A 14,912-nucleotide genomic window follows, 5' to 3' on the forward strand; every position below is an offset into this window, starting at 1 on the left:
TCCGGTGCTGCGAGAATCAACGGTTCTTGTCGCGGCGCTTCTTGTCAGCCTTCTTGTGGTGGGACATGAGGCGGCGCTTCTTGTTCACCTGGCGGTCGGTGAGGGTGTTCTTCTTGCCCTCGAAGGGGTTGTCGCCCCCCTTGTACTCGATGCGGATGGGCGTACCCACCAGCTTCAGCACGCGCCGGTAGGTGTTCTCCAGGTAGCGCGAGTACGACTTGGGCACCGACTCGACCTGGTTGCCGTGGATCACGATCAGCGGCGGGTTGGCACCCCCGAGGTGGGCATAGCGCAGCTTGATGCGGCGACCGTTGACCAGCGGCGGCTGGTGCTCCTGCACCGCGCCCTCGAGGATCTGAGTCAGGCGGCTGGTGGGCCAGCGGGTGATGGCGGATTTGAAGGACGCCTGCACCGACTTGTACAGGTTGCCGACGCCGGTGCCATGCAGCGCGGAGATGAAGTGGATGTCGGCGAAGTCGACGAAGAACAGCCGGCGCTCCAGCTCGGTCTTCACGTAGTCGCGCTCACCGGATTCCATGCCGTCCCATTTGTTCAGGGCGATGACCAGCGCGCGGCCGGTTTCCAGCACGAAGCCGAGCAGGTTGAGGTCGTGCTCGACCACGCCTTCGCGGGCATCCATGACGAAGATCACCACGTTGGCGTCCTGGATCGCCTGCAGCGTCTTGACCACCGAGAACTTCTCGACCGCTTCGAAGATCTTGCCGCGACGGCGCACGCCGGCGGTATCGATCAGGGTGTACTTCTCTTCGTTGCGCTCGAAGGGGATGTAGATGCTGTCGCGGGTGGTGCCGGCCTGGTCATAGACGATGACCCGCTCCTCGCCGAGCATGCGGTTGACCAGCGTCGACTTGCCGACGTTGGGGCGCCCGATGATGGCGATCTTGATGCCGTCCTTCTCGCTCGGCCCGGGGATGCGGCTGAGCTCTTCGCCTTCGGCGACCTCCTCGGTCTGGAGCGCAGCGTCTTCCTCGGCCGCGTCATCGCGGGGGAATTCGCCGAGGGCTTCCTGCAGCATCTGGCTGATGCCACGCCCGTGGGCGGCGGCGATCGGCAGGGCGTCGCCCAGGCCCAGGGGGCTGAACTCGGCGCGGGCGAGGTCCGGGTCGACGGTGTCGACCTTGTTCGCGACCAGGTAGGTCTTCTTGTTGCGCTTGCGCAGGTGCTCCGCGATGGACTGATCGGCAGCGCTCATGCCGGCGCGGGAGTCGACCATGAACAGCACTGCATCGGCCTCTTCGATGGCCTGCAGGGACTGTTCGGCCATCTTCGCGTCGATGCCCTGCTCGTCACCCGAGATACCACCGGTATCGATGACGATGAAGGTGCGGCCGTTCCACTTCGCCTCGCCGTACTGGCGGTCACGGGTCAGCCCCGCGTACTCCGCGACGATGGCGTCGCGGGTCTTGGTCAGGCGGTTGAACAGGGTGGACTTGCCGACGTTCGGGCGGCCCACCAGGGCAATTACGGGAACCATGAGGCTCTCCAATTCGTTATTTCAGAAAACGCAACGGCCGCTGCCGTCAGACGGCAGCGGCCGGACACTATTTTTCAGCTTAGCGGATGGTCAGCGCGACCAGCTTCCCGCCGTTGCCGAAGGCATACAGCATGTCGCCGATCACCAGCGGACGGGCACGCAGGCCGTCGCCGTCGATCTTCTCGCGGCCCACGAAGTGACCATCCACCTGGCTCAGCAGGTGCAGGTAGCCTTCGAAGTCGCCGACAGCCACGTAGCTGGAGAACACTTCCGGAGCCGAAAGCTGGCGACGGGCCAGGGATTCGTTGCTCCACAGCGCCGAGGAGGAACGCTCGTCGATGCCTTCGATGGTACCGCTGGCCTGGCTCACGTAGACGTTGCCGAAGCCCTGGGCGACGCCCACGTAGCTGGAGGCTTCGCGCTGCCAGAGCACACGGCCGCTGTCCAGGTCCAGGCCCGCGACGCGGCCCTGGTAAGTGGCGACGTACAGGGTGCCACCGGACAGCAGCAGACCACCGTCGATGTCGACCACGCGATCCAGCTCGGAACGGCCTTGCGGCACGGCGACGCGTTGTTCCCAGATGGGCAGGCCACGTTGCACGTCGAGGGCGATGACCTTGCCCGACGACAGGCCGGCAACAGCCAGGCGGTTGGTCACGATCGGCGCACCGGTGCCACGCAGGGTCAGCACGGCGGGGGTGTTTTCGTAGATCCAGCGCTGCTCACCGGTCGCGGCGTCGAAGCCGAACAGGGTGTCGTTCTGGGTCTGTACCACCACCACGTCACCGTTGGTGGCCGGCGGAGCGAGGACTTCACCGTTGACCCGGGCACGCCACTTCTCTTCGCCAGTGCTGGCGTCGAGGGCGATCACCTGGCCCTTGAGGGTACCGACCAGCACCAGGCCGTAGCCTGCACCGACCGCGCCGGATACCGGCAGGTCCAGTTCCTGTTCCCAGAGCTTGTCGCCGCTCATGCGGTCGATGGCGACCACCAGGCCTTCGACGTCACCGGCATAGATGACATCGCCGTCCACGGAGGGGACCAGCATGTTGTAGGAATCACCCTGACCTTCGCCGATGGAGCGGCTCCAGACTTCTTTGAGCTGGACCTCTTCGGTGATGTCGGGCAGTTCGGCAGGCGGCAGTTCCTTCTTGCTATTGCTGCTGCAACCTGCGGCCAGAACGGCCATGGCCAGCAGTGCGGCAAATTTCCAGCGCATCACGTCACGCATCCCCTTTGGCCAGGTCGTCGAGCTTCATCTGCAAGCCACCGACCGCCGCGTCTTCCGGCAGGGCGGCCTTGGCTTTCTCATAGGCGGCATGCGCCTCGTCGGAACGACCCAGCTGTACCAGCAGATCGCCTTTCAGTTCTTCACGGCTGGCCAGGTAGGACTTGCTGGCATCGCCTTCGAGCAGCTTCAACGCGTCGTCGACCTTGCCCTGGGCAGCCAGGACACGGGCCAGGCGCTGACGGGCCAGCTCGCCGAGGGTGGCGTCGGCAGGCTTGTCCACCACGGCCTTGAGTTCGGCGGCAGCGTCATCAAGCTTGCCGGATTCGACCGCCACCTTGGCGACGAACAGGCTGCCGTACTGGGCGTAGTGGGTACCGCCGAAATCGGTCTTGAGCTTGGTGGCCAGTTCGGCGACCTTGCCGGCGTCGGGCTTGCCGGACGGATTCAGCGCGGTTTCCAGCAATTGCTGGTAGACCTGGGACGCGCCCTGGGCCTGGTTGGTCTGGTGCTTCTGCCAGGCCTGCCAGCCGAAGACCACCACCAGCGCGAGGGCGCCGCCGGTGAGCAGGGGCTTGCCATTGCGCTGCCACCAATCCTTGATCGCCGCCAGCTCTTCATCTTCGGTACGCGTGCTCACCCCAATACTCCTATGTTCTAAAGGCTCAAGCCTGATCGATGCAGGCCGCCAGGCGCTCTGCGAGAGCGTCCCAGGCGATGTTCTGTTGTTCGCTGTCGTCGCGCAGGGGTTTGAAACCTACCACGCGGTTGGCCAGTTCGTCCTCACCCAGGATCAGGGCGAAGCGCGCGCCGCTCTTGTCGGCTTTCTTGAACTGGCTCTTGAAGCTGCCAGCACCGGAGTTGACCAGCAGGCGCAGGCCGGGAACGGCATCGCGCAGTTGCTCGGCCAGGGCCAGGGCCGCGAGTTCGGCAGGCTCGCCGAATGCGCAGATGAAGGCATGCGCCGGGGCGTTGAGCTCGGCGGGGATCAGCTCCAGGGTTTCCAGCAGCAGCACCAGGCGTTCGACGCCCATGGCGAAGCCAACACCCGGGGTCGGCTTGCCGCCGAACTGGGTGATCAGGCCGTCATAGCGACCACCGCCGCAGACGGTGCCCTGGGAGCCGAGCTTGTCGGTGACCCATTCGAAGGCGGTGCGGCTGTAGTAGTCCAGCCCGCGCACCAGCTTCTGGTTGATCTCGTAGCGGATGCCGACCGCGTCCAGGCGCGCCTTGAGGCCTTCGAAGTGGGCCACGGACTCGGCGTCCAGGTAGTCGTGCAGGCGCGGTGCCTCGACCAGCAGGGCCTGGGTTTCCGGCACCTTGCTGTCGAGGATGCGCAGCGGGTTGGTGGTCATGCGGCGCTGGCTGTCTTCGTCGAGACGGTCGAAGCGCTCCTGCAGGTAGGCCACCAGGGCCTCGCGGTAGGCGGCACGTGCCTCGCTGGAACCCAGGCTGTTGAGCTGCAGGGTCACGGCGTCGCCGAGGCCGAGCTTCTTCCACAGGCGCCAGGTGAGCACGATCAGCTCGGCGTCGATGTCCGGGCCGGGCAGGTTGAAGACTTCCACGCCGATCTGGTGGAACTGGCGATAACGGCCTTTCTGCGGCTTCTCGTAGCGGAACATCGGGCCCGCGTACCACAGTTTCTGCACCTGGCCGCCTCCGGTCATGCCGTGCTCAAGCACCGCACGCACGCAGCCCGCGGTGCCTTCGGGGCGCAGGGTCAGGGATTCTTCGTTGCGGTCGAGGAAGGTGTACATCTCCTTGTCGACCACATCGGTGCCTTCGCCGATGCCGCGGGCGAAGAGCTCGGTGAACTCGAGGATCGGCAGGCGGACTTCACGGTAGCCGTAGCTGTCCAGCAGGTCTGCCAGGGTGCGTTCCAGATACCGCCAGGCAGGGGTCTGCTCCGGCAGGATGTCGTTCATGCCACGGATGGCTTGCAGCGTCTTGCTCACTCGGAATCCTTAATCAGCTGCGGGCGATGACGGCCGCGTCAGCCTCGACCTTTTCGGCCGCTTTGCGACGGATCAGCTTTTCCAGCTCATCCACCAGGTTGTCATTGTTCAGCTTCTGCGCCGGCTTGCCGTCGATGTAGATCAGGTTGTTCGGCGTGCCGCCGGTCAGCCCCACATGGGCTTCCTTGGCTTCGCCGGGACCGTTGACCACGCAGCCGATGACCGCGACGTCCAGCGGAACCAGCAGGTCCTCAAGGCGCCCTTCCAGCTCGTTCATGGTCTTGACCACATCGAAGTTCTGCCGCGAGCAGCTCGGGCAGGCGATGAAGTTGATGCCACGGGAGCGCAGGCGCAGGGACTTGAGGATGTCGTAACCGACCTTGATCTCTTCGACCGGGTCGGCCGCCAGCGAGATGCGGATGGTATCGCCAATCCCGTCGGCGAGCAGCATGCCCAGGCCCACGGCGGACTTCACGGTGCCGGAGCGCAGGCCGCCGGCTTCGGTGATGCCCAGGTGCAGCGGCTGGACGATCTGCGTGGCCAGCAGGCGGTAGGCTTCCACCGCCATGAACACATCGGACGCCTTGACGCTGACCTTGAAGTCCTGGAAGTCCAGGCGATCCAGGTGCTCGACATGGCGCAGCGCGGACTCCACCAGGGCTTGCGGGGTGGGTTCGCCGTATTTCTTCTGCAGGTCCTTCTCCAGCGAACCGGCGTTGACGCCGATGCGGATCGGGATGCCACGGTCACGGGCGGCATCGACCACGGCGCGCACGCGGTCTTCGCGACCGATGTTGCCAGGGTTGATGCGCAGGCAATCGACGCCCAGCTCCGCCACGCGCAAGGCGATGGTGTAGTCGAAGTGGATGTCGGCAACCAGGGGTACGTTGACCAGCTTCTTGATCTTGCCGAAGGCCTCGGCGGCGTCCATGTCCGGTACCGAAACGCGGACGATATCGGCGCCGGCTTCTTCCAGGCGACGGATCTGGCCAACGGTGGCAGCCACGTCGCAGGTATCGGTGTTGGTCATGCTCTGCACGGCGATGGGGGCATCACCGCCCACAGGTACCGAGCCGACCCAGATCTTGCGGGACTGGCGGCGTTTGATCGGGGATTCACAATGCATGGCTTATTGCCCCAGCTTCAGGCGAGCGGTCTCGCCGTGAGTGTAGGGCGCTACGTCGACGGACTGGCCGTTGTAGCTGACCTGGGCGCCACGGGCGTAGCCGAGGCGCAGTTCGAACGGCGGCCGGCCAGCCAGCTCGACGCTCTCGCCGCTGCGCTTCAGGGCACTGAGCAGGACCTTGCCATCGGCATCGGTCACCTGGGTCCAGCAGTTGGCGACGAACTGGATACGCACCAGGCCCTGGCCTGCGGCGGCAACCACCGGAGCCTGAGCGGGCGCGGTAGCGGCCGGAGCAGCCGGAGTGGTCGGCGTAGCCGAAACGACGGGAGCGGACGGGGCTGCGGGGGCCGACGACACGGCCGGAGCTGCCGGGGCGCTGGTGGCGGGTGCGCTGCCCTGGGGCAGCGGCAGGGCCTGGGCCGGTGCCGGGCTGGTGCCTGCGGTGGGCGGCGTGCCTTCCGGCTGTGCGGCCACTTCCGGGGACAACTCGCCCGGTGCAGCGTCTTCGCCCTCCTGGGCGTCGGCCACGGCCTGGTCTTCGGGCTCGTCCAGCGGGTGGATCTGGGTGGTGCCGTCGGCGCTTTCGACTTCGACGTGCTCCATGCTGATGTCGGCGGTTTCGCCGCTGCGGCGCTCGGCCTGGTCCTGCCACCAGAGGAAACCGATGACGCCGAGGACCAGCAGGAGGGCGAAGCTGACGAAGCGCAGCACGCTCTGCGACAGGCGCACGGGCTCCTCGATGCGGCCGAGGCTGTGGACATTGCTGCCGGTGGCGTCGGTACCGGTATAGAGGTCGAAATCGGTCACCAGGCGCGCCTGGTCCATGCCCAGCAGCTTGGCGTAGGCGCGGATGTAGCCACGGGCGAAGGTGTGGCCGGGCAACTGTTCGAAAGAGCCCGCTTCGAGCTGGCGCAGGGCCTGCTCGGTCAGGTTCAGCTGTCGGGCGACTTCGGCAAGGCTCAGGTCCTTGCTCTCACGTGCCTGGCGCAGGGTCTCGCCTGGGTTGGCACGGGTCGCGGCGGCAATTTCGGGTTGCGACGCTTTCATCTTTGCTCCGACAGGTATTGCTGGTATTCCGGCGTGCCGGGATAGAGTCGTTTGAGTTGCAGACCCAGGCTCGCGGCCTGGTCGCGATCATCGAATACGGTAGCCAGACGAGTGCCCAGCAGCAGGCTGCGGGCGGTCTGGGGGGCGATCTTGCTGTAGCGGTCGTAATAGTCGCGGGCCGGGACGTATTGTTTCTCGGCGTAGGACAGGTCGGCCATCTCCAGCAGCGCAACGGGCTGCTGGCGGTTCAGGCGCAGGGACTTGTCGAAATGCTGCTTGGCCAGGTCCGGGCGGTTCATCCGCAGGGCGGTCAGGCCGAGGTTCTCGAATACGCGGGAGCGTTCGGGATAGAGGCTGTCTTCAGCGGCCTGCTCGAAGCGCTTGTAGGCTTCCTCGTAGCGTTTCTGCTCATAGAGGAAACCGCCGTAGTTATTGAGGATGCGGGAGTCGGTACGCGAGGACAGGGCCTTGCGGAAATGCTCGTCGGCGAGCTTGGGTTCCATCTCGGTCTGGAACACCAGGGCCAGCGCAGCGTTGGCGTCAGCGCTGGACGAGTCGAGCTCCAGAGCCTTGCGCAGCGGCACCTTGGCCCGCTCGGCCGCCCCTTGGGAGAGATAGCCGATGCCCAGCTGGATGTAGGCGTCGCGGGCCTTGTCGCGGCCTTCCGCGGTCTTCATCGGGTCAACGGAGCCAGTGGACACGCAGCCCACCAGGCTGGCGAAAACGAGAAGCAGCGCGGGGCGCAGGGTCATGGATGTCCTCTCTTCAGTTTCGGTTGGCAGCGTTCTGTGGCGCGTCGGTATCGCCATTGAGTTGGCGTACGGCGATGTAGCGCTCGCTGCGACGGGTACGGTCCATGACCTGGCCAACGAGTTGACCGCAGGCGGCGTCGATATCATCCCCGCGCGTAGTGCGCACGGTGACATTGTGGCCGGCTTTGTGGAGCAGGTCCTGGAAACGGCGAATGGCGTTATTGCTCGGCCGCTCGTAACCGGAGAAAGGGAAGGGATTAAACGGAATCAGGTTGATCTTGCAAGGAAAATCCTTGAGGAGTGCGATCATCTGCTCAGCGTGGGCCGGCTGATCGTTCACATCCTTGAGCAGGGTGTATTCGATGGTCAGGAAACGCTTCTCGCCCAGCCGGGAGATGTAGCGCTTGCACGCCTCGAGCACCACCGCCAGGGGGTACTTCTTGTTGATCGGCACCAGCTTGTTGCGCAGCTCGTCGTTGGGCGCGTGCAGCGAAAGCGCCAGGGAGACGTCGGTCTGCTCGGCCAGCTTGTCGATCATCGGCGCCACGCCCGAAGTGGACAGGGTCACCTTGCGCTTGGAAATACCGTAGCCGAGGTCGTCCATCATGATGTTCATGGCGGAGACCACGTTGTCGAAGTTCAGCAACGGCTCGCCCATGCCCATCATCACCACGTTGGTGATGGCGCGATCGATCTTGGCGGGGACGGTGCCGAAGGACTTGTTGGCGATCCACACCTGGCCGATGACTTCCGCCGCGGTGAGGTCGCTGTTGAAACCCTGCTTGCCGGTGGAGCAGAAGCTGCAATCCAGCGCGCAGCCCGCCTGGGAGGAGACGCAGAGGGTGCCGCGCCCGCCTTGCGGGATGTACACGGTCTCGACGCAGCTGCCGGATGCCACGCGCACGACCCACTTGCGGGTGCCGTCGGTGGAGATGTCCTGGCTGACGATCTCGGGGCCGCGAACTTCGGCAGAGGCCTTGAGCTTGTCGCGCAGGGCCTTGCCGATATTGCTCATGGCGTCGAAATCATCGACGCCAAAGTGGTGAATCCATTTCATCACCTGTCCGGCACGGAAACGCTTCTCCCCGATGGACTCGAAGAAGCTCTCCAGTTGCGGCTGGGTCAGACCCAGCAGGTTAACTTTACCGGTTGATTCAGTCATGGCTTCACCCTCGTGCCTTCGCTATCAGCGAATACGAGCGCACACCTCGGTGGCGGCGAAGAAGTAGGAGATCTCGCGAGCAGCGGAAGCCTCGGAGTCGGAACCGTGTACGGCGTTTTCGTCGATGGAAACGGCGAAATCAGCGCGGATGGTGCCAGCGTCGGCTTTCTTCGGGTCGGTAGCGCCCATCAGTTCGCGGTTCTTGGCGATGGCGCCTTCACCTTCCAGTACCTGCACGACAACCGGACCGGAGGTCATGAAGGAAACCAGATCCTTGAAGAAGGGACGCTCTTTGTGCTCGGCGTAGAAACCGCCAGCTTCGCGCTCGGAGAGCTGAACCATCTTGGCAGCGACGACGCTCAGGCCGGCTTTTTCGAAACGGGTGACGATCTCGCCCACTACGTTCTTGGCAACGGCGTCGGGCTTGATGATGGAAAGGGTACGTTCAACGGCCATGTGAAACTCCAGAAATCAGGATTAAAGCGAAAAATTAAACCCGCGAATTATACGCGGGTTCCTGTTAAATGCGTAGGGTCAGCAGACCGGGCTTCAGTCGGCTTCTTCGATCCATGCCGCCTGGATGGCTTCAAGGACCTTCTCGCCGCCGCGCTGACTGTTGTCATCGAACTCCGGCAGGCTCACGACCCAATTGTGCAGATCGACGAAGTTGACGTAGCGCGGGTCAACCTCGGGCTTGCTCTCGGCCAGCTGGATGGCGATCTCCAGAACATCGACCCATTTGAGACTCATGACCTTTCCTCAGTGCTTTTCAGAAACCTGGTTGAGAGTGTACTTCGGAATCTCCACGACGAGATCCACCTCCCCCACGACGGCCTGACAGGACAGTCGCGACTCGGCTTCCAGGCCCCAGGCCTTGTCCAGCATGTCGTCTTCCAGCTCGTCGGACGCTTCGAGGGTGTTGAAGCCCTCGCGGATCACGACGTGGCAGGTGGTGCAGGCACAGGACATCTCGCAGGCGTGCTCGATCTCCAGGCCGTTGCGCATGGCCGCCGCAATGATGGTTTCACCCGGCTGGGCCTCGACCACCATCCCTTCAGGGCAATGCTCGGCATTGGGCAGAAATACGATCTGCGGCATCAGTCATTCCTCGATTTCATTCAGTCGGCGCCCCGCCAGGGCAGCCTTGACGCTGGCATCCATGCGACGCGCCGCGAAGGCGTCGGTCACTTGGGTCAGCCGCTTGGTTTGCTGTTCGATGGCGGCACCGTCGGTGCCCTCCAGCAGAGCCTGCAGTTGCTCCAGCTGGAAGTCGATGGCGATCCGCTCTTCAGCGGTGAGCAGCGCGTCGCCATCCGCCTGCAACGCGGCCTGGACCGCCTCGATCAGGCGCTGGGCATCGACTTGCTGCTCACGCAGCACGCGGGCAACCTTGTCGTCGTTGGCGTGCTGGAAGGAGTCCTGCAGCATGCGGGTGATTTCACCGTCGGTCAGGCCGTAGGAAGGCTTGACCTGGATGCTCGCCTCCACGCCGGAGGCGGTTTCGCTGGCCGTCACGCCCAGCAGGCCGTCGGCATCCACCTGGAAGGTCACACGGATCTTCGCCGCGCCGGCAACCATAGGCGGTATGCCACGCAGCTCGAAACGGGCCAGGGATCGGCAGTCCTTGATCAACTCGCGCTCACCCTGGAGCACGTGGATCATCATGGCCGTCTGGCCGTCCTTGTAGGTGGTGAACTCCTGGGCACGGGCGACGGGAATGGTGGTATTGCGCGGAATCACCTTCTCCATCAAGCCCCCCATGGTTTCGAGCCCCAGGGACAGCGGAATGACGTCCAGCAGCAGCAATTCTTCGCCACGCTTGTTGCCCGCCAGGGTGTCCGCCTGCACGGCAGCGCCGATGGCCACGACCTGATCAGGGTCGATATCGGTCAGGGGCGGACGGGAGAAAAGCTCGCCGACCGCTTCGCGCACGCGCGGGACACGGGTGGAGCCGCCGACCATGACCACGGCCTCGACCTCGTCAACTTCGATGCCGGCGTCACGAACAGCACGACGGCAAGCCTTGAGACTGCGAGCGACCATGGGCTCGATCAGCTCGTCGAAGCGTGCACGGGTCAGCTGGCCCGACCACTGCGCATAACGAACCTCGACCGTATCGGCAGTGGTCAGCGCTTCCTTGGCGGCGCAAGCGGCCTCCAGCAGGCTGCGCTGGGCACCGGGATCGAGATCGGCGGAAAGCCCGGCCTGCTCGACGATCCAGCCCGCCAGGGCATGGTCGAAATCATCACCACCGAGGGCGCTGTCGCCACCGGTTGCCATGACTTCGAAGACGCCACGGGTCAGACGCAGGATGGAAATATCGAACGTGCCGCCACCCAGGTCATAGATGGCTACGACGCCTTCGGCCTGCTTGTCCAGCCCGTAGGCAACGGCAGCAGCAGTGGGCTCGTTGAGCAGGCGCAGAACATTCAGCCCGGCGATGCGGGCAGCGTCCTTGGTGGCCTGGCGCTGGGCATCGTCGAAATAAGCGGGAACGGTGATCACAGCACCCACCAGCTCACCACCCAGGGTGGCTTCGGCGCGCTGGCGCAAGGCGCGGAGGATTTCGGCCGAGACTTCAACGGGGCTCTTGGCGCCCTGCACGGTCTCGATGAAGGGCATGTGCGACTCGCCGGTGGCGAAGCGGTAGGGGAGCTGCTCGCCCAGTTGCTTCACGTCTTCCAGGCCGCGCCCCATGAAGCGCTTGACCGAGAGGACGGTGTTCAGCGGATCGGCGGAAGCCGCCTCCTTCGCCGAACGGCCGACTTCGACGCGATCCGCGTGGTAGCGCACGGCGGACGGCATGATGACCTGCCCATCGGCATCGGCCAGCGGTGCGGAAACACCACTGCGTACAGCGGCCACCAGGGAATTCGTGGTGCCCAGGTCAATGCCCACCGCCAGGCGGCGCTGGTGCGGTTTGGGGCTCTGTCCGGGTTCAGCGATCTGCAGTAGGGCCATGCTTGTCTGATTTTCAGGCGCACCATCGTCCATGCGGCGATGCGCGGGTTAGTCGTCGAGGCGCTCTTCCAGTTGGCGCACTTCGTGAGTCAGCTTGTCGAGGAACTGCATGCGGCGCACCAGGCGCTCGGCATCCTCGCGGCGGGCATCGTCGTTCCAGCAGGCGGAGAAGGCGCCATCCAGATTGGACTGGGCCGCCTTGAGACGCCGCTTGAAAGCAGCCACGCCGGGCAGGTCCGCACTGTCGTGGAGCTCTTCCAGCTCTTCCCGCCATTGCATCTGCTGCAACAGGAACTCGGGGTCCTTGACGGTCGCCTCCAGGGGCAGCTCGTGGCCACGGATCGCCAGCAGGTAACGCGCCCGACGAGGCGCGCTCTTCAGCGTCTGGTAGGCCTCGTTCAGCTGCGCCGCGTGCTCCACGGCCAGGCGCTGCTCGCGCTCGGAGGTATCGACAAAGCGATCCGGATGGGCGCTGCGCGCCAGCTCGCGATAGCGGCTCGCCAACTGATCCAGATCGAGGTCGAAGCCAGGCTTCAGTTCAAACAATGCGAAATGACAGGGGGTGCCCACGAGACGCCTCAGACGTTGAAGCTCTCGCCGCAACCACACTCGCCGCGAACGTTCGGATTGTTGAACTTGAACCCCTCGTTGAGGCCTTCGCGGACGAAGTCCAGCTCAGTGCCGTCGAGGTAGGACAGGCTCTTCGGATCGATGATCACCTTCATGCCGAAGCTTTCGAAGACCATGTCCTCGCTCGCCACTTCATCGACGAACTCCAGGACATAAGCCAGGCCGGAGCAGCCGGTGGTGCGAACACCCAGGCGGATACCTTCACCCTTGCCGCGCCCTTCGAGGGAGCGACGCACGTGATCGGCGGCGGAAGCGGTCATGCTGATGGCCATAGCGGCTCCTTAACTCAGTCGAGCGGTTAGAGCAGACCCTTTTTCTGCTTGTAATCCTGGACGGCCGCCTTGATGGCGTCCTCGGCCAGAACCGAGCAGTGGATCTTCACCGGCGGCAGCGCCAGTTCTTCGGCGATGGTGGTGTTCTTGATCGCAGCGGCTTCGTCCAGGGTCTTGCCCTTCATCCACTCGGTGGCGAGAGAGCTGGAGGCGATGGCCGAACCGCAACCGTAGGTCTTGAACTTGGCGTCTTCGATAACACCCTGCTCGTTGACCTTGATCTGCAGGCGCATCACGTCGCCGCAGGCCGGCGCGCCGACCATGCCGGTGCCGACATCGGGATCTTCAGCGTCGAGCTTGCCGACGTTGCGCGGGTTTTCGTAGTGGTCGATGACCTTTTCGCTGTATGCCATGGTGCTTATTCCTCACTCATCAGGGGTGGCGTCAGTGCGCCTGCCATTCGACCGTCGAGAGGTCGACGCCCTCTTTGTACATGTCCCACAGGGGAGACAATTCACGGAGCTTGTCTACGGCTTCACGGACCTTGCTGGCTGCGTAATCCACTTCTTCTTCGGTGGTGAAGCGGCCAAAGGTGAAACGAATGGAGCTGTGGGCCAACTCGTCGTTGCGGCCCAGTGCGCGTAGCACGTAGGACGGCTCGAGAGAGGCCGAGGTGCAGGCGGAACCCGAAGAGACCGCGAGGTCCTTCAGTGCCATGATCAGCGACTCGCCTTCGACGTAGTTGAAGCTGATGTTCAGGTTGTGCGGGACACGGGAAGTGGCGCTGCCATTGAGGTAGAGCTCTTCCATGCCATCCACTGCAGCCCAAAAGCGGTCCGCCAGTGCCTTGATGCGCTGGTTCTCGGAGGCCATTTCCTGCTTGGCGATGTGGAAGGCTTCGCCCATGCCGACGATCTGGTGGGTGGCCAGGGTGCCGGAACGCATGCCGCGCTCGTGACCACCGCCATGCATCATGGCTTCCAGACGCACACGCGGCTTGCGACGCACGTAGAGCGCGCCGATGCCTTTGGGGCCGTAGGTCTTGTGGGCGGAGAAGGACATCAGGTCGACCTTCAGCTTGTCCAGGTCGATCTCGACCTTGCCGGTGGACTGGGCCGCATCGACGTGGAACAGGATGCCGCGAGCACGGGTCAGTTCACCGATGGCCGCGATGTCGTTGATGGTGCCGATCTCGTTGTTCACGTGCATCACCGACACCAGGATGGTGTCGTCGCGCAGGGCCGCTTCGACCATCGCGGGGGTGATCAGGCCGTCTTCGCCCGGCTCGATATAGGTGACTTCGAAGCCTTCACGCTCGAGCTGGCGAGTGGTGTCCAGGACCGCCTTGTGCTCGATCTTGGAGGTGACGATGTGCTTGCCCTTGGTGTTGTAGAAGTGCGCGACACCCTTGATGGCAAGGTTGTCGGACTCGGTGGCACCGGAGGTCCAGACGATTTCGCGAGGGTCGGCATTGACCAGCTCAGCGACCTGGCGACGGGCATTCTCCACCGCTTCCTCGGCCTTCCAGCCGAACACGTGGGAACGCGAGGCCGGGTTGCCGAAGTTGCCATCGACCAGCAGACAGTCGCTCATCTTCTGGGCAACACGAGGGTCCACCGGCGTGGTAGCGGAGTAGTCCAGGTAAATCGGCAATTTCATCGGTTATCTCCTATCAGGCGGGCGCCCTGCTCATTCGATGGCGGACACTTCAATCTTTTCTGAACGCGGCATCCTGCCACCGAGGCGGCGCTGGTCATGGCGCTCGTTCTGGCGCTGGGCCACCTCTTGGACTTCGTTACGGGCGACGATGTCACTCAGGCTGATGCTGCTGAGGAACTCGTGGATCTGCATGCTCAGGTCATCCCACAGATGGTGGGTCAGACAGGCGCCCCCGGAGGAGTCGCAGTTGCCCTGCCCCTGGCAGCGCGTGACATCGACCGACTCGTTGACGGCGTCGATGACTTCGGCCACGTAGATGCTGGCCACATCGCGGGAAAGCTGATAACCGCCACCCGGGCCACGAACGCTGCTGACCAGATTGCCACGGCGCAACTTGGCGAAGAGCTGTTCGAGGTAGGAAAGGGAGATGCCCTGACGCTCGGAAATATCTGCCAGAGAAACCGGACCTTGCTGCGAATGCAAAGCCAGGTCGAGCATGGCTGTGACGGCGTAGCGGCCTTTAGTGGTCAAGCGCATGGGAGTTCCACGGTTCGCTGATTTGCCAGCGAGTATGCGATTCCCGACTATTTAAGTCAACTATAAGACCTATCAAATTAGTCGGAAT

17 protein-coding genes are annotated in these 14,912 nt (G+C 64.0%); all 17 read right to left on the reverse strand.

Annotated features, from left to right (window positions below):
- Positions 1–16: 16 nt before the first annotated feature.
- The 17 genes from der to iscR all read right to left on the reverse strand — a co-directional run bounded on the left by der (position 17) and on the right by iscR (position 14,824).
- A complete protein-coding gene (der, locus tag RTW82_RS09200; protein ID WP_263400122.1) occupies positions 17–1,495 on the reverse strand; it encodes a ribosome biogenesis GTPase Der in 1,479 nt (492 codons plus the stop codon).
- A 79-nt stretch (positions 1,496–1,574) separates the two neighbouring features.
- The gene (gene bamB / locus RTW82_RS09205) at positions 1,575–2,726 is read right to left on the reverse strand and encodes an outer membrane protein assembly factor BamB (protein WP_021220832.1); all 1,152 of its coding nucleotides are present in this window, start codon (positions 2,724–2,726) and stop codon (positions 1,575–1,577) included.
- A complete protein-coding gene (locus tag RTW82_RS09210) occupies positions 2,719–3,363 on the reverse strand; it encodes a YfgM family protein (protein WP_043240102.1) in 645 nt (214 codons plus the stop codon). The genes bamB and RTW82_RS09210 overlap by 8 nt, the downstream gene beginning before the upstream one ends.
- 25 nt (positions 3,364–3,388) lie before the next feature.
- Positions 3,389–4,678 carry a histidine--tRNA ligase gene (gene hisS, locus RTW82_RS09215; RefSeq protein WP_316924894.1) on the reverse strand — a complete coding sequence of 430 codons (1,290 nt, stop codon included), beginning with the start codon at positions 4,676–4,678 and terminating at the stop codon, positions 3,389–3,391.
- A 13-nt stretch (positions 4,679–4,691) separates the two neighbouring features.
- Complete coding sequence (gene ispG / locus RTW82_RS09220; protein ID WP_043240098.1) at positions 4,692–5,804, reverse strand: flavodoxin-dependent (E)-4-hydroxy-3-methylbut-2-enyl-diphosphate synthase; 1,113 nt, start codon at positions 5,802–5,804, stop codon at positions 4,692–4,694.
- A 3-nt stretch (positions 5,805–5,807) separates the two neighbouring features.
- The gene (locus tag RTW82_RS09225; protein WP_316924895.1) at positions 5,808–6,851 is read right to left on the reverse strand and encodes a RodZ family helix-turn-helix domain-containing protein; all 1,044 of its coding nucleotides are present in this window, start codon (positions 6,849–6,851) and stop codon (positions 5,808–5,810) included.
- A complete protein-coding gene (gene pilW, locus RTW82_RS09230; RefSeq protein ID WP_173172882.1) occupies positions 6,848–7,603 on the reverse strand; it encodes a type IV pilus biogenesis/stability protein PilW in 756 nt (251 codons plus the stop codon). Before pilW ends, RTW82_RS09225 begins: the two co-directional genes overlap by 4 nt.
- A gap of 13 nt (positions 7,604–7,616) precedes the next feature.
- The gene (gene rlmN / locus RTW82_RS09235) at positions 7,617–8,765 is read right to left on the reverse strand and encodes a 23S rRNA (adenine(2503)-C(2))-methyltransferase RlmN (RefSeq protein WP_316924896.1); all 1,149 of its coding nucleotides are present in this window, start codon (positions 8,763–8,765) and stop codon (positions 7,617–7,619) included.
- Between the two features lie 24 nt (positions 8,766–8,789).
- Positions 8,790–9,221: a nucleoside-diphosphate kinase gene (ndk, locus tag RTW82_RS09240; RefSeq protein ID WP_021220839.1), complete on the reverse strand. Its 432-nt coding sequence runs from the start codon at positions 9,219–9,221 to the stop codon at positions 8,790–8,792.
- Between the two features lie 93 nt (positions 9,222–9,314).
- Entirely contained in the window at positions 9,315–9,515 is a 201-nt protein-coding gene (gene iscX, locus RTW82_RS09245) for a Fe-S cluster assembly protein IscX (RefSeq protein ID WP_021220840.1), read from the reverse strand.
- A gap of 9 nt (positions 9,516–9,524) precedes the next feature.
- Positions 9,525–9,863 (reverse strand): ISC system 2Fe-2S type ferredoxin, encoded by a 339-nt coding sequence (gene fdx, locus RTW82_RS09250; protein WP_021220841.1) that lies wholly within the window; start codon positions 9,861–9,863, stop codon positions 9,525–9,527.
- A gap of 3 nt (positions 9,864–9,866) precedes the next feature.
- A complete protein-coding gene (gene hscA / locus RTW82_RS09255) occupies positions 9,867–11,726 on the reverse strand; it encodes a Fe-S protein assembly chaperone HscA (RefSeq protein WP_021220842.1) in 1,860 nt (619 codons plus the stop codon).
- A 48-nt stretch (positions 11,727–11,774) separates the two neighbouring features.
- Positions 11,775–12,296, reverse strand: a complete 522-nt coding sequence (gene hscB / locus RTW82_RS09260) for a co-chaperone HscB (protein ID WP_316924897.1) — start codon at positions 12,294–12,296, stop codon at positions 11,775–11,777.
- A gap of 8 nt (positions 12,297–12,304) precedes the next feature.
- Positions 12,305–12,628 carry an iron-sulfur cluster assembly protein IscA gene (gene iscA / locus RTW82_RS09265; protein ID WP_021220844.1) on the reverse strand — a complete coding sequence of 108 codons (324 nt, stop codon included), beginning with the start codon at positions 12,626–12,628 and terminating at the stop codon, positions 12,305–12,307.
- Positions 12,629–12,654: 26 nt separating this feature from the next.
- A complete protein-coding gene (gene iscU / locus RTW82_RS09270; protein WP_021220845.1) occupies positions 12,655–13,041 on the reverse strand; it encodes a Fe-S cluster assembly scaffold IscU in 387 nt (128 codons plus the stop codon).
- A gap of 31 nt (positions 13,042–13,072) precedes the next feature.
- On the reverse strand, positions 13,073–14,287 hold the full coding sequence (locus RTW82_RS09275; RefSeq protein ID WP_316924898.1) for an IscS subfamily cysteine desulfurase: 1,215 nt from the start codon (positions 14,285–14,287) through the stop codon (positions 13,073–13,075).
- A gap of 30 nt (positions 14,288–14,317) precedes the next feature.
- Entirely contained in the window at positions 14,318–14,824 is a 507-nt protein-coding gene (iscR, locus tag RTW82_RS09280; protein WP_263400129.1) for a Fe-S cluster assembly transcriptional regulator IscR, read from the reverse strand.
- Positions 14,825–14,912 lie beyond the last annotated feature (88 nt).

The organism is Pseudomonas sp. zfem005 (assembly GCF_032621735.1).
Classification (GTDB): domain Bacteria; phylum Pseudomonadota; class Gammaproteobacteria; order Pseudomonadales; family Pseudomonadaceae; genus Metapseudomonas; species Metapseudomonas solani.

Coding starts and splice junctions, on each gene's coding strand:
- ndk (WP_021220839.1), bottom strand. CDS start 9,221: ATGGCCGTTGAACGTACCCTTTCCATCATCAAGCCCGACGCCGTTGCC.
- iscR (WP_263400129.1), bottom strand. CDS start 14,824: ATGCGCTTGACCACTAAAGGCCGCTACGCCGTCACAGCCATGCTCGAC.
- pilW (WP_173172882.1), bottom strand. CDS start 7,603: ATGACCCTGCGCCCCGCGCTGCTTCTCGTTTTCGCCAGCCTGGTGGGC.
- fdx (WP_021220841.1), bottom strand. CDS start 9,863: ATGCCGCAGATCGTATTTCTGCCCAATGCCGAGCATTGCCCTGAAGGG.
- der (WP_263400122.1), bottom strand. CDS start 1,495: ATGGTTCCCGTAATTGCCCTGGTGGGCCGCCCGAACGTCGGCAAGTCC.
- iscX (WP_021220840.1), bottom strand. CDS start 9,515: ATGAGTCTCAAATGGGTCGATGTTCTGGAGATCGCCATCCAGCTGGCC.
- RTW82_RS09275 (WP_316924898.1), bottom strand. CDS start 14,287: ATGAAATTGCCGATTTACCTGGACTACTCCGCTACCACGCCGGTGGAC.
- bamB (WP_021220832.1), bottom strand. CDS start 2,726: ATGCGTGACGTGATGCGCTGGAAATTTGCCGCACTGCTGGCCATGGCC.
- iscU (WP_021220845.1), bottom strand. CDS start 13,041: ATGGCATACAGCGAAAAGGTCATCGACCACTACGAAAACCCGCGCAAC.
- hscA (WP_021220842.1), bottom strand. CDS start 11,726: ATGGCCCTACTGCAGATCGCTGAACCCGGACAGAGCCCCAAACCGCAC.
- rlmN (WP_316924896.1), bottom strand. CDS start 8,765: ATGACTGAATCAACCGGTAAAGTTAACCTGCTGGGTCTGACCCAGCCG.
- ispG (WP_043240098.1), bottom strand. CDS start 5,804: ATGCATTGTGAATCCCCGATCAAACGCCGCCAGTCCCGCAAGATCTGG.
- iscA (WP_021220844.1), bottom strand. CDS start 12,628: ATGGCCATCAGCATGACCGCTTCCGCCGCCGATCACGTGCGTCGCTCC.
- RTW82_RS09225 (WP_316924895.1), bottom strand. CDS start 6,851: ATGAAAGCGTCGCAACCCGAAATTGCCGCCGCGACCCGTGCCAACCCA.